Origin of the sequence: Chitinimonas sp. BJB300 (genome assembly GCF_002735695.1) — a bacterium.
Lineage (GTDB): Bacteria > Pseudomonadota > Gammaproteobacteria > Burkholderiales > Chitinimonadaceae > Chitinimonas.
Map to the genome: position 1 here is coordinate 1 of NZ_PDZH01000102.1, position 14889 is coordinate 14889.

Below are 14889 nucleotides of genomic sequence, written 5' to 3' on the forward strand. Positions count from 1 at the left end.
ACCTACCATCGCCGACAAGCCCGTTGCTGTCGCCGCACCAAACGTGCTCAGCAAATAGTCGGTGTACAAATCGAGTTCTTTGTTCTTCATGGCGACAGGTTATCGTATGCACTGCGTAACATCAGTATTTAAGGTGGAAGAAGAAGCCGGTACACGAGCTGCACGTTTGTCCATGCTGGGTCGGGGGCGAGTAGATGCGGTCTTGATGGCGAGCTTATCTGAGACGGTTACTGAGTTCGAAACCATGTTAAATAGCCGCTATAGCGACCTTGGGCAGTGGGCTGTGCTACCCCAGCCCCTGTCGATTGACTGGACGCACATTGGTGTGGCGCGCAAATTTCCGCTTAAGCAGTACCTGCCGGCCCTCAATCGGGCTATCACCAAGCTGTCTCAGCGCGGTGCTATCCGCGCCGTGTTCAGCTCCGATAACTGACCCGGTCAACAGCCTCGTTTACCTGCAGGGTAGATAGGTGGGTACAAAAGTCACCGGGAAGGCTTCGATTCTGAATAAGTAAGTGCTAGGACTGTGGCTGTAGAACTAACCGATAGCAAACTTGGATTGGGTGGCGGGCGTCACGAGCAAGCAGGTAGGCTTTATCTTGCCGTGCGGATTCTAGACATCAGTTGTTGGTAGGGCTTGTGAAGTGACGAAATAAGCCAAGGGAAGATGTAGTAGGCAGTGGAACTTTTTATTAATCAGTGTTAACTAATATTGACCTGCCCATATAGACTCCTTGCTAGGCTAGGTTCAAGACAACCGGAGAGACTTATGCAAGCACCTAATACGATTGATATTGATTCAGCAACCATTGGGAATAGTACTGCGCCCGCCAATACGTCACGTGCGTTGGCGATAGAAGTAAATATAGAGGTAGAAGATGATCCGGAAGAGGATTATTGGCTATGGGCTGCAGCCAGTAGACGGCAGTCTGCTGCCGTGGTCAACCTGATAAGACCCTAAGCATTTGTCGTGGGGCGGAATGTGGCGCGTTTCAAACGTTTCTTCGCCCCCAGCTTTTTTGTTCAATTAAGCCAGCCTTCGTCCTGCTTTGGGTTCGGGCTGTGCCGCGGTATTTCTTCAGCGTTATCCAATCCTAGCTTGCCTCGTTGATTGCTACTGCGCATGGCTTTGAATGCATGTGTACCATCTTCTGCCCGTTGGAGGGAGAATGCGGACGATAGAGGTAGCGATAAAGGGATAGCAATAAAAAAACCGGTTCAACTGCACCAGAGTTCTCGTCCACGCTAGGTGCCAGGAGACAGGCGATACGCTGTGCTGGGCGGAAGCAACTGGGGGGGCAGAGTACACTTGTGGTTCCGACAATCCACACCAGATATGTGATTGAACCCAATGGACTATCTATTAAAACGCCGGACATTTTTGTTGGCGGCCGCCGCAATCCCGTTTGCGACTGCCTGTGTCTCCATGCCTACGGGAAAGCAGAGTGCCTTGTCGACGAAGGCACGACTACAAAAGCTTGAAAGTGACTTCGGTGGTCGTCTTGGCGTATTTGCGGTCGACGCAGCGAATGGGGCGGTGCTTAGCTATCGCGCTGATGAGCGCTTCCCTTTTTGCAGTACCTTCAAAGTCCTTGCTGCCTCTGCCATTCTTAACAAGAGTGGGGATGTGGCAGGGTTGATGCAGCAACGCATCAATTACAGCCAAAGTGATCTGGTGAACTATTCCCCGATCACAGAGAAGCATGTGGCTGATGGCATGACAATCGCCGAACTTTGTGCCGCTGCAATTCAATACAGTGATAACACTGCCGCCAATCTGTTAATCAAAACACTGGGTGGCCCTGATGCGATTACCGCGTTTGCACGGTCCATTGGAGATACTAAATTTCGTCTTGATCGCTGGGAGACGGCCCTCAATACTGCTATTCCCGGCGATCCTCGCGACACATCTACGCCCGAAGCGATGGGACGCAGTTTGCAGCGCCTAGTGCTTGGTGACGCCTTGGCGCGGGAACAGTGCGAGCAGTTACGGGACTGGTTGTATGGCAATACGACGGGTGCCGCCCGTATCAAGGCGAGTATACCGGCAGATTGGAAAATTGGGGATAAGACAGGTACTGGCTCATATGGCACAGCCAATGATATTGCGTTTGTGTGGCCGCCACAACGTAAGCCTGTCGTCATCGCGATTTACACTACGCAAGATAAAGAAGATGCGCAGGCTCGGAATGACGTTATCGCATCCGCAGCCCGGATTTTGGTTGATTGGCTCGGCTAGTAGCGCGAAACCTGTTCACTGTCTGTAGCAAGTAGGTTGAATTACAGGAGCAGGTTCCAGATAGCAAAATGATGCTGAAATACGCCTTCCCCATTCCTTAAAAAACATCCTTTGTTTAATGGCGACTATTGGCGTAGTGAACCAGTAGAAGCCCCACCTGTCTTTAGAACCTGTTTACGATCTTACTGGGCCGCCGTAATCAGGACTCATGTGCTGCTCAAAAGCCCCCGCAAAGGGGGCGCCGAACCGCGACTGCGCTATACGCCAAGAAGTTCGCAACCGCATGTACCCCAGTACATTCCGATTTCTGAGTTGCGCTTCATTCCTCCTGACAGCTGCTCGTGACAGATTGTAAACAGGTTCTTAAGACAGGAATCAAGACACCTGTCGTTCTGGAATGCAGAGAAAACTGTTTTGAAGGTGCAAAGGATAAGCAGCATGTACCCGTTTTTTAGCAAAGTGGCGATGCCACTTAATCATTTATTGTTTGCCAATTCTCATGGTTGGGGTTGTTGAGGCGGCGGATTCGCAATCGCGAAATGCTGAATTGATCAGAGACCGTGGTAATGGCATTACCGAATCCAAGCGAGGCAAGCGCGCTGTAACAACCCCCGATGTTGTGCGCTGGCCAAATCGTACGATTCCCTACTTATTGACCAATGCATCACCCAAGGCCCGGAAGGTATTACTTGAGGCTGCTGCAGAAATTTCCAAAAACAGCGCCATTCGTTTTGTAAAGCGAACGAATGAGGCGGATTATGTTTATCTGGCAGATACCCCTTCTGATCCATTGGCTGAGTATCCTCCGGGCTTCTATGGGGAACGAGACTGCCATTCATTCATAGGCAAGGAGGGTGGGCCTCAGGATCTTATACTCACCCCCAGTTGCCAGACCAAAGGTACTGCGTTGCATGAGCTGATGCATGCTGCGGGGTTAGCGCATGAGCATCAACGTTCTGATCGCGATCAATACGTGAATGTCCAGCCTATTTCTGATCCTGCTGTTTCCAACGATGTTTGCCACACCATTCAGCCTAGCCATTCCAGCCAATACGGCTCTGCCGAATCCAGTCTGAATATTGGTGCTTATGACCTGGATTCGGTAATGCAATACGGCGCCGAGGCAGGTATTTCGTTACGCAATCCTACGGACACGATGCGTGCGGAGCCACGCAATACGCTTTCGGCAGGCGACATCGCCGGGCTGGATGCGCTTTATGGCGGCGCACCCATCAATGCTGGTCCTCCACTCACCGACAATAACTTACGCGTGGTGCTCAGCAAGCATGAGCTAGTGCTGGCGGAAAATGCCTTAGGGGAAGTCCAGTTGCAGGTTTTTCCCAATACACAGCTTGTCGGACTTCCTCGCATTGAAAGTGAGAACCCACTCATCTCGGTTACTGCCGACAGCGAGGGTAACAATAAATTTACGCTCAAAGTTCGAGCCCAATCTGGGGCGACGACCCAGTTTGACAGTAAGGCCAAGAAGCGACTGAATCGAGTGTTTTTCCATTTTCGTACTGCAGATGGTAAAACCGGTGTGGCTATATTTCGCGTTATTAAGGCGGCAATTAAACAGGGCGCACAACATCCTGAAATGCCATTTAAAATCAGTTGCTTGCAAATATTATCCGGTGCAAGTTTATGATCTGTTTGATTGCCGGATTAATAGCATCGTAAAGCCGCAATGTTTGACACGGTCGTTTCGTCAATTAGTTTCGTTGTGGAAGCCAATTGGGAGTGAACAAAAACAATGTCTGGAAGCGCGTCGGCTTCCTATCTACGCAGAGCAATATCCTGCTGAGATAGATGAAGAAGCAGCCTATGCAGCACAAGATGAGTTGCAGATGTCGGTAGATCTGGCGCCTTGTGACGCCAGGAAGCCATTGCAGTTGTGGCGGCAGGACGCAAATGGACGCGTAACCAGTATGGCTGAAGTTCATTGCCTTGCATTAACGGAACCGGTTACCAATAGTGCGGCAGGTATCGCTAATCTCAACACAACCTTAGGGTGCGGGGCGGGCATACCTTCAGCTGCTACACAATGGCGCTACGATGGCGGTAAGTTGATCAATTCCGCTTATCCTCGGTCGGCATTGACTCATACGGCGGGTGAGGGGGCAGCGCTGTTCCCCATAGAAAATAAGCCGGTGCTCTGGCAGCAATGGGTTTGGTATTGAGTAAGCCGTGAATAGCAGGGGCAGTCGCGGTAGTTCGTCTGCTGCTCCTGCTAGTGGGTTACTCTATTTGGCTTACATCACGTACCGCTCCGGTGTCTGCACTGGTAGTCATTGCGGCATAGGCGCGTAGTGCGGGGGATACTACGCGTTGTCGGTTGGTGGGCTTCCAAGCCAAGGTGCCCAGCGTGTCCATCTTGGTACGGCGTTGAGCGAGTTCGTCGTCTGATACTTTGAGCTGAATGCGGCGATTGGGAATATCGATTTCGATGATGTCGCCTTCTTCTGCAAGACCGATAGCACCACCTTCTGCAGCTTCAGGAGAGACATGGCCAATGGAGAGGCCTGATGTGCCACCCGAGAAACGGCCATCGGTCAGCAGGGCGCAGGCTTTACCCAGTCCTTTAGACTTCAAGTAAGACGTGGGATAGAGCATTTCTTGCATGCCGGGCCCACCTTTGGGGCCTTCATAGCGGATTAGAACCAAGTCGCCAGCAACGATCTTGTCAGCAAGAATGGCGGTGACGGCGTCATCCTGGCTTTCGAAGATACGGACTCGTCCGCTGAAGACCAGGATTGATTCATCGACACCCGCAGTTTTAACAATACAACCACGTTCAGCGATATTGCCATAAAGCACCGCCAAGCCGCCGTCTTGTGAATAAGCATTTTCCTTTGATCGAATGCAGCCATTGACGCGGTCCAGATCGAGATCGGGGTAGCGCATCGATTGCGAAAAGGCGATGGTCGTGGGTACGCCCCCTGGTGCAGCACGGTAGAACTTATGTTTATCGGAGTCGGCTGTTTGGCGGAGGACGTCCCAGGTCTCAATAGCTGTGCCCATGCTGGGGCTGTGGACGGTGGGTATATCGCGGTGAATGAGGCCTGCCCGGTCCAATTCCGCCAAGATGGCAAATACACCGCCGGCCCGATGGACATCTTCCATATGGTATTTCTGAGTGGCAGGCGCGACCTTGGCGAGGCAGGGAACACGGCGCGAAATACGGTCGATGTCCACCATTTTGAAGTCAACCCCAGCTTCATGGGCAGCCGCCAGTAAATGGAGCACCGTATTGGTCGAGCCCCCCATGGCGACATCTAGGCTCATCGCGTTTTCGAAGGCTTTAACCGTGGCGATCGAGCGTGGTAGTACGCTGTAGTCATCTTGTTCGTAGTGGCGTTTGGTGAGCTCCACAATGAGCCGGCCTGCTTTGAGGAACAGCTCCTTGCGGTCGGCATGAGTGGCTAGTGTCGAGCCATTGCCGGGCAGCGATAGTCCCAAGGCTTCGGTCAGGCAGTTCATGGAGTTGGCCGTGAACATACCGGAACAAGAGCCACAGGTGGGGCACGCGCTGCGTTCCACTGCTGCAACTTCTTCGTCGCTTACCTTATCGTTTGCTGCTTCTACCATGGCATCGACAAGATCTAGTTTGCGAGCTTCTCCGTGCCAGTTGACCTTACCTGCTTCCATTGGCCCGCCTGAAACAAAAACCACCGGAATATTCAGCCTTAACGCGGCCATCAACATGCCGGGGGTGATTTTGTCGCAATTCGAGATACACACCAGGGCATCAGCACAATGCGCATTGGCCATATATTCCACCGAGTCGGCGATCAGATCACGGCTGGGCAGGCTGTACAACATCCCGCCATGCCCCATGGCAATACCGTCATCTACCGCGATGGTGTTGAACTCCTTGGCCACGCCGCCAGCACGTTCTATTTCGCGTGCTACAAGCTGGCCGAGGTTTTGTAGATGTACATGGCCTGGAACAAACTGAGTAAATGAATTGCACACGGCAATGATGGGCTTGTCGAAGTCACCATCTTTCATGCCGGTAGCGCGCCAAAGGGCGCGGGCGCCAGCCATATTACGGCCGTGAGTGGTGGTGTGCGAGCGGTAGACGGGCATGGAGTGAATCCTTGGCGCGATCGGGGAGCGCAAAATCGTTAATCTTTGGATTGACGGCCCGGCGGTACGGGTGGAAACGGGATCGTAACAAGCGGAGGTGGTTGCAGGGTAACGAACCGCGCCTGGGTATTGGCGCTGCATTTCACGCGTCTTGACGACCGATTGTAGCGTGAAAAATGTGCCTTAACCTTTTTCCCGCCAAGTTGCTAACAACGGAAATCCCTATGGCTGTTGCAGCGCGATGTTAGACGGACTGATGCCACGTTTTTTCGTGGGGGTGAGGCATTAGGAACCTATTGATGATCTTACTGTGCAGACATGGTCAGAGCTCGTGTGTTGCTCGAAAGTTCTCATAGGACTTCGAACAGGCGCTAAAACGTGTTGCAGCCTCTTTTAGCCAAACACATTCCAGTTTCTGCACTGTGTTTTCCCTCACTTTTCCTTAAATTCCAACGTCATGAGCCCTTGATGAGCCTTCCGTTCATCTGATTTTACGCTGGACTTATCATCTAGGCTCACCATCTGCTGGATGGGTGAAAACCCGTAGCCAGCCTGTAGTTCATTCCACTTTGCGTTACTTGCCTGATTCCGCTGGTTTTCCCGACCGTGAAAAGTACAGTTGATCGACTTGTCGCTTTACTGGATAAACCATTGTCATATTTCATTGTCATAAGTGAAGGGCGCTACTAAGTTGGGTCAACCTTTCAGACACAGAGCGTGAACTGGGCGGTTTGTTCTGTGCAGGTTGTATCAGCCAAACACCTTGAATGAGATGTGGCGAGTGTTTCTAACCAGTTCTGTTACCAGTCGCTGTTTGTATGAGAGAGGTATTGCAATAAAGCGTTGATTGGGATTGCTGGATTGAACGTTTGTCCAGGTTGTGAAAGTGGTGGCGAAGTAAGAGAGATTGAGGTCCATCAGCAGAGTTTTCAGTTCTCTTATTCAGTGAGTTTGTCGTTTTATGGCTCCTTAGGTTTTTTTCAATAACAGGTTCGTTAACAGATTTTTAGGTAAAAGGATTTTGATTATGCGGTCAACTTCGATAGTCTTACTTTCATGCCTCTTGGCACAATTTCCCTTGCATGCAAGTGCTGCGACAGAGCTATTTGCTGACTCGCCATCGCAAATGGGGGATCAGGTAAATTTAGATGTCCCCATTGCTGCTTATAAGAAGCAGGTGACTGGAAAACAAGTGACGGGCATACCTAATCTGGCTGAATTATTGAAACTAATACCAGGATCAGAAATAAAGCTTCCTTTACCCGGCTGGCCAAAACCAGGCCTGATGAAGATTGAAAAGGTCATCCTCAATCCTGACCTGAGCGTAACCTTAGGTGGTTCAATTACTGATTTCGGTTCATATGCCAAAGCGCATTTAACGATTGGTTTGTTTGGGAAAAACATTACTGGTGGTATTGATTCCAGCATAGGTCAATACACTATTAGTGGCAGTATAAAGGGACTCACAATCGCTCGTATGGAACATAGTGATTGGATTCCAAATATGGATGATACTTTCGCTGCACCTAACCTCAGTAAGAGTGAAGGAGTTGAAAGCCAAGCCAGGGTTACAATGGATGCTGTGGCAGCAGATTCAGAGTCTGAAATTGATGTGATGGTAATTTACCCAAAACGATTTACTGTTAGGGAAAGAGGCCAGCCAGATACTCGTGTCGCTGCTTTAATTAACCGTACTAATCAAATCTTCAGCGATAGCGGAACTCATACCCGGTTTCGCTTGGTTAAGTCTATGGAGGTTAATAGAGATGACTTGCATGTTGATGAAGATGGTGTGAATCGATTTAACACTATCTTGAAAGATAGCACCTCTGACATTGCTAAAGTACGGAAGCAATATGGGGCAGATTTGGTGGTGTTTGTGCAGCCCCCTTTTAATGCAGCAGAGAACGGCTGTGGTGCAGCAAGGCAGCACAGTTCATTGAGTCAATTCAATCCTGATAATGGATTTGCAATTGTTTCAGATGGACCGATGCTGGGAACTAAATTGGGTTGCAGTGATGACACCATGGCGCATGAACTAGGCCATGTTTTAGGTCAGCAGCATGATCGGCCACATGGTGGCGGCGCAGGTGTACATCCATATAGCGCCGGGTACGGTAGTACTGATGGTCTGTATGGCGACGTAATGAGCTACTCAAGGAATAAGGTTCGTTTGTTTTCTAACCCTAGTCTGAAGTGTACAAACGGTACTGCTTGTTATGTAGGGGGCGATGACCCTAAGACAGCATCTGATTCTGTAAGATCGATAAATCAAACCCGATTGCTGGTCGCTAACTATATGCCTAAGGTAGACAGCACCGGTACTGGCACCAAGCCTACGGAAGGCGGCGGTACAGGCACTAAGACTGGCAGTGGTGGCACAGGTACGAAGACTGGTGGTGGAACAACTGGTACGGGTACTAAACCGACTGGTGGTGCAGTTGTCCCAACCTTGGTAGCAGATAGCCAGCAGCAGCTGACGATTTCGATGCCACAGAACAGTAGCAAGACCATTACGCTGACTGCTGGCGGAGTACAAGGTCGGCAATATACGATGGACATCATCACCCATCATCCCTACGTCGTTCAGCCGAAAGTGGCGCATTGGAATGCATGGTCTCTGAAGGGGTCGAAACAGTCCTGGCAAGAAACGATCAGTGCCGTCGGCTTCCCCGGCAATGCGAAGATTAGCTACACCATTAAAGATGTTTTGGATCCAAGCAAGTCCACGACAATTTGGGTGAATGTAAAAGTGACGAATGCTGGCACTGGCACTGGCACTGGCACTGGCACTGGCACTGGCACTGGCACTGGCACTGGCACTGGCACTGGCGCGGGTGGCGGCGGTACAAGCCAAAATGAGTTTGATCCAAATCAGAGCTACGTCAGTGGTGATCAGCGTCAGTTCCAAGGCAAGACTTATACCTTTGTTGTCAGGGTAAATGGCGAATGGGTAACCGGGCCTATGTCGAAGAACTTCCCATTCTCGGGTCAAGTGTCTGCACCGCATAAGCACTATAAGTCGCAAGATGGCAGGTTTGTTGCCTATTGGACCACGCAAAAATTAGAGACTAGTACTGGCTCTGCTGGCAGTGGTTCAGGCCAAAATGAGTTTGACCCGACTCAGATGTACGTCAGCGGTGATCAACGTCAACTCCAGGGCAAGACTTATACCTTTGTGGTTGTGGTGAATGGTGAATGGGTAACTGGTTCGATGTCGAAGAACTTCCCGATATCGGGTCAGGTATCCTCGCCGGATAAGCACTATCGGTCGTATGACGGCAGGATCGTTGCGTATTGGACCACGCAAAAAGCAGGAGCCGACGCGGGGTTGGATAGCGCCAGCGAAAGCCAGGCAGCCTATTGATTCAAGTCGTATCTATCCAAGTGGTGAGTAATTCCTCCGGAGAAAAGCTTTTTCCCTACAGTGTGGACGTGGGAATCCCACCACTTTGGAAGATAGCGCCACTGCTTAGTGGCTAATGCAATAGCTTGGTTGTACCGACCAGTTCACTGCTGATTGTGAACTGGTCTCAAGGGTTGAGCCTGACAGTCCCAATTAGCTGGGGCTGTCAGATGCACCTTGATTACTGATGGTCACTACTTCGGCATTTCGCAACTCCCCCTTCCTCAACATCTTCACCGTGTGTTGTAGATCCTGGTCTTAGGGTCTGCCCTTCGTCTGTCCATTCATCTCTTATTTCCTAGTTTCTTCCAAACGGGATGCCATTTTATTGAAATTGCCGGTGAGCGGTATAGATTAAATGGAGCATGCGAGTGATGAGGCATTTTGTCTTGTATAGATAGAGATTATCCTCTTCTTTGCTTAATTAAATTACTTGCAATTAAATAGATTTTCTATTGGATTTTGGTAAATAACTTTTGCGCAGAAGAGGTGTGTTATGCGGTCAAGCTCAATGGTCCTGATATCTATTATCCTGACGCAGCTGTCTATCCATGCTAGTGCTGCGACCGAGTTATTTGCCGATTCTCCGTCTCAAGTTGGCAATGCTGCTGCAGATATGCCACAAGCTGCCTTTAAGAAACAAGTGACCAAGAAAGAGGTGACGGGTATACCCAATTTGGTGGCATTGTTAAAGCTTATACCAGGCTCAGATATCACGTTACCATTACCTGGTTGGCCGAAACCAGGCGTAATGAAAATTGATAAGGTTATTATTAATCCAGATCTCAGTATGACTTTGGGTGGTTCTATTGTTGATTTTGGTTCCTACGCTAAGGCGCATTTGACGATTGGTTTGTTTGGTAAAAATATTACAGGGGGGATTGATTCTACACTTGGGCATTACTTGATTAGTGGCAGCATAAAAGGGCTTACAGTTAGTAAGTTGGAAAGTAGTAATTGGGCTGCTGATGATACTTTCGTTGCGCCCAAGTCAGAGAAAAGCCAGGGTTTAGAAAGTGAGGCGATGATCGCGATGGACGCACTTCAAGCACAAGGCGATTCCGAAATTGATGTGATGGTGATTTATCCAAAAAGATTTACAGATGCGCAAAAAGGCCAGCCAGAAACACGTGTTGCCGCTTTGATTAATCGCACTAATCAAATTTTCAACGATAGTGGAACTCATACCAAATTTCGCTTAGTTAAATCTATGGAGGTTAATAGAGATGATCTACATGTTAATACTCCTGGTTTAGATTTGTTCAACTCTATCTTGAAAGATAGCAACTCTGATATTGCTAAAATGCGAAAACAGTATGGGGCTGATGTGGTGATATTTTTGCAGCCTCCAGTTGGCAGAGAGGTAGAGAAAGGTTGCGGTGGTGCGTGGGCGCCAGGGTCGTTGAGCCAATTCAATCCAAATAGTGGATTTGCAATTGTCTCGGATGGATTTGGAAAGGATTCTTCTTATTGTTCGGATGAGACGATGGCACATGAATTAGGCCATGTTTTAGGTCAGCAGCATGATAGGCCCCATGGTGGTGGCGCAGGCGTACATCCATATAGTGTAGGGTATGGGACTTCAGATAGTCTGTATGGCGATGTAATGAGCTATGCACGGAATAAGGTTAATTTCTTCTCTAACCCAAGTCTAAAGTGTACGAATGGTACAGTTTGTTATGTAGAGGGAGATGACCCTAGCAAATCATCGGATTCTGCAAGATCGATAAACCAAACCCGATTGCTTGTCGCTAATTACATGCCGAAAGCAGATGGAACGGGGGGAACAACGGGGACAGGAACGGGCACCAAGCCTACGCCTACGCCTACGCCTACGCCTACGCCTACGCCTACGCCTATACCAACTCCTACCCCGACGCCGATTCCTACACCCACGCCGACACCTAGGCCAACGCCCACACCGACGCCTATACCTGCTGTCATTACACCAACCTTGTTGGTTAACAGTCAGAAGCAGTTAGTCGTGTCTATTCCGCAAAATAGCAGTAAGACGATTATGCTTACCGCAGTAGGAGCACAAGGTAGGCAATATACGATGGACATCGTTTCCCAGAATCCCAATGTTGCCCAACCTCAAGTGAGACATTGGAATGCTTGGCGGCTGACCGGTGCACAGCAATCCTGGCAAGAAACGATTAATGCGACGGGGCCCGGTACCGTATGGATAGGCTACACCATCAAAGATGTCGCCGACCCCAGTAAAACTTCGACAACTTGGGTAAGTGTTATGGTGACTGGCATCGGTTCGGGGACGGGGGGCGGTGGTACTAGCCAGAATACGTTTGATCCAAATCAGAGCTATGTAAGTGGTGACCTGCGTCAATTCGAAGGCAAGACCTATGTTTTTGTTGTGTTGGTAGATGGCTTGGAATCGAAAACGAGAGCGATTTCAGGAAGGGAGTGCGCACCGCAAAAGAGCTGCAAGCTGTCCGATAGCCGAGTCGTTGCGTACTGGACCACATACAAAGGAGGAACTGGAACAAGTAATGGTAGCGGAACTGATAGTGGTGGCTCGAACCAGACTACCTATGATGCAAGTCGTATTTATTCGAATGGGCAGAGGCTCGATCTGGGTGGTAAAACCTTCACATTGATCGTGTTGCTGAAGGGTAAGCAACTGCCCGACCAAACCTACTTTATGAGAGGCAGTAGCTGTATGCCTCAGCAATGTACACGTGAGAATCCCGCTATTTTGGAAGACGGCTATTCTGCTTATTGGGCGGTGCAATAGTAGTGAAAAAGTTGAGAACTAATCTGGCAGCTTTGTACAGGCTGCCAGATTGATGGTGATTCTCGACGTTTGGTTACCGACCTGAATAAGGCATTAATCATTGAACAGGTACCTGGGTTGATGGTTCCGGAGGGTAAGGTACCTGGCTAAACAGGTTTTTTTGTTCTAAGGAATAAGGAGATACCTGCCGGACTAAAGAGATGGCCGCTTCTATGGCCATTTTTTAGGATTATTGATCTGTTGTGTATTAAGGCGCCTTGCAGGGATTTGGAATTCTGAATAATGCCTTTTAAGAAGGAATACTTTATGCGATCCAATCCGATGGCCTTAATATCAATTCTTTTGGCTCAAATACATTCTCAGGCAAGTACAGCACCACAGGCAACTGAGTTGTTTGCTGATTCACCGGCTCAATCTGTGAATACAGCGGCAGAGAATAAGCCTGCTGCGGCTTATAAGAAACAGGAAACTAAAAATCAGATAACTGGTATTCCTAATTTGGCTGCACTTTTGAAGCTTGTTCCAGGTTCTGAGTTGAAGATACCATTGCCGGGTTGGCCAAAGCCAGGTTATATGAAAATTGAAAGAGTGATCGTCAATCCAGATCTCAGCATTAGCCTTGATGGGTCGATTGCTGATTTTGGCACCTTTGCTAAGGCACATTTGACAATAGGCTTGCTTGGTAAAGGTATCAAAGGCGAAATTGACTCCAGCTTGGGGAGATATGTAATTGATAGTACTAATAAGGGACTTACGGTTAGTAAGTTTGAAAATAAAAGATGGGGCTCAAATGATATCTTCCGTCCACCTAAGACAGAAAAGGATCAGGATGTAAAAAGTGAAGCAATGATGGTACAGGATATACCTATACCGCCGGATACGGGGGAGTCTGAAATTGATGTGATGATAGTTTACTCAAAGCTATATACCCGTACATTTGAAGAGGGAAATAGTACTGGCGCACGTGATCGTACGATTAATTACTTGATTAACTACACCAATCAAATTTTCAAAGATAGCGGGATTCAAGCCAAGCTTCGTCTAGTTAAGTCCCTGGAGGTTGATAGAGAAGATCTTCACGTTAATGATGCGGGGTTGGAATTATTACATACACTATTGGAAGATGAAAAGTCTGACATTGCCCGTGCACGAGCACAGGCCGGTGCGGATTTAGTGATTGTTTTACAATTCCCCTTTGGGAAGGGAGAGAATGGCTGTGGCGGTGCATGGGTAATGCCGGATCTGAGGTTATTCAAGCCAGATAAGGGGTTTACAATTGTCTCGAATGGTGTTTCTGGCGCTGGTACTGATCAAGCTAGGTATTGTCCGGATGAGGTTTTGGCACATGAATTGGGTCATGTTTTCGGCCAATTCCATGACCGAATAACGATGGCGGGGGGGGGTAATGCAGGTGTGAAAGGTATACATCCTTATTCTTTTGGTTTTATAACAGCTGACGGCGACTATGGCGATATTATGAGCTACGCCTTGACGAATGCAGCCAAGTTGTTCTCCAACCCGAATTTAAAGTGTGCGAATGGTGCAACCTGCTATGTAGGTGGGGAGGACCCAAAGACTGCATCCGATACAGCAAGATCAATTAATATAACTCGACGGCTTGTCGCGAATTACCTGCCGAAAGCGGATGGGACGGGCGGAACAACAGGGACAGGAACGGGTACCAAGCCAACGCCAACGCCAACGCCAACGCCAACGCCAACGCCAACGCCAACGCCAACGCCAACGCCAACGCCAACGCCTACCCCTAAGCCGACGCCTATACCCACCCCTACGCCGACACCAACCCCGACACCTATACCTGCCGTCATTACACCAACCTTGTTGGTTAACAGTCAGAAGCAGTTAGTCGTGTCTATTCCGCAAAATAGCAGTAAGACGATAACGCTTACCGCAGTAGGGGTACAAGGTAGGCAATATACGATGGATATCATTTCCCAGAACCCCAATGTTGCCCAACCCAAAGTGGGGCATTGGAATGCTTGGCGGCTGACCGGTGCACAGCAATCCTGGCAAGAAACGATTAATGCGACGGGGCCCGGTACCGTGTGGATGGGTTACACCATCAAAGATGCCGCTGACCCCAGTAAAACTTCGACAACTTGGGTGAGTGTTTCGGTATCAAGTGTTAGCACTGGTGGTGGAAGTACAAACCAGGGAACATTTGATTCGATTCATAATTACCCAAATGGTGGACAGGTGCAATTTGGAGGCAAGACCTATACGATGGTCGCATTGCAAAATGGCAATGAATTACCTAACTGATGTTACGCAGTAGCTGCGAGAAGCAGCTGTAACTGATCATAAGCCGCGCGAGAGGCGTTGATCAGTAACTTGCGGCAAAGTGCGAATGGGTTCTTCTGCGTCTTGATGCTCAGGCATTCA

At 49.2% G+C, this 14889-nt stretch carries 9 protein-coding genes; 8 read left to right on the forward strand and 1 reads right to left on the reverse strand.

Annotated features, from left to right (window positions below; translation table 11 throughout):
* Nucleotides 1–106 precede the first annotated feature (106 nt).
* From CSQ89_RS15795 to CSQ89_RS15815, 5 genes are all read left to right on the forward strand, one after another.
* Nucleotides 107–433: a hypothetical protein gene (locus CSQ89_RS15795; RefSeq protein ID WP_099407083.1), complete on the forward strand. Its 327-nt coding sequence runs from the start codon at nucleotides 107–109 to the stop codon at nucleotides 431–433.
* A gap of 336 nt (nucleotides 434–769) precedes the next feature.
* Complete coding sequence (locus CSQ89_RS15800) at nucleotides 770–961, forward strand: hypothetical protein (protein WP_099407084.1); 192 nt, start codon at nucleotides 770–772, stop codon at nucleotides 959–961.
* Between the two features lie 390 nt (nucleotides 962–1351).
* Complete coding sequence (bla, locus tag CSQ89_RS15805) at nucleotides 1352–2239, forward strand: class A beta-lactamase (protein WP_099407085.1); 888 nt, start codon at nucleotides 1352–1354, stop codon at nucleotides 2237–2239.
* A gap of 499 nt (nucleotides 2240–2738) precedes the next feature.
* A complete protein-coding gene (locus tag CSQ89_RS15810; protein ID WP_099407086.1) occupies nucleotides 2739–3887 on the forward strand; it encodes a M12 family metallopeptidase in 1149 nt (382 codons plus the stop codon).
* A gap of 73 nt (nucleotides 3888–3960) precedes the next feature.
* The gene (locus tag CSQ89_RS15815) at nucleotides 3961–4419 is read left to right on the forward strand and encodes a ricin-type beta-trefoil lectin domain protein (RefSeq protein WP_143747080.1); all 459 of its coding nucleotides are present in this window, start codon (nucleotides 3961–3963) and stop codon (nucleotides 4417–4419) included.
* A gap of 58 nt (nucleotides 4420–4477) precedes the next feature.
* On the opposite strand, the gene ilvD is transcribed toward CSQ89_RS15815, so the two are convergent.
* Nucleotides 4478–6328: a dihydroxy-acid dehydratase gene (ilvD, locus tag CSQ89_RS15820; RefSeq protein ID WP_099407088.1), complete on the reverse strand. Its 1851-nt coding sequence runs from the start codon at nucleotides 6326–6328 to the stop codon at nucleotides 4478–4480.
* A gap of 1063 nt (nucleotides 6329–7391) precedes the next feature.
* Here ilvD and CSQ89_RS22135 point away from each other — a divergent pair.
* The 3 genes from CSQ89_RS22135 (at nucleotide 7392) to CSQ89_RS15840 (ending at nucleotide 14769) form a co-directional block, all read left to right on the forward strand.
* Complete coding sequence (locus CSQ89_RS22135) at nucleotides 7392–9695, forward strand: zinc-dependent metalloprotease family protein (RefSeq protein ID WP_158229014.1); 2304 nt, start codon at nucleotides 7392–7394, stop codon at nucleotides 9693–9695.
* Between the two features lie 550 nt (nucleotides 9696–10245).
* Nucleotides 10246–12486: a zinc-dependent metalloprotease family protein gene (locus tag CSQ89_RS15835; RefSeq protein WP_158229015.1), complete on the forward strand. Its 2241-nt coding sequence runs from the start codon at nucleotides 10246–10248 to the stop codon at nucleotides 12484–12486.
* Between the two features lie 282 nt (nucleotides 12487–12768).
* Nucleotides 12769–14769 (forward strand): reprolysin-like metallopeptidase, encoded by a 2001-nt coding sequence (locus CSQ89_RS15840; RefSeq protein WP_099407091.1) that lies wholly within the window; start codon nucleotides 12769–12771, stop codon nucleotides 14767–14769.
* Nucleotides 14770–14889 lie beyond the last annotated feature (120 nt).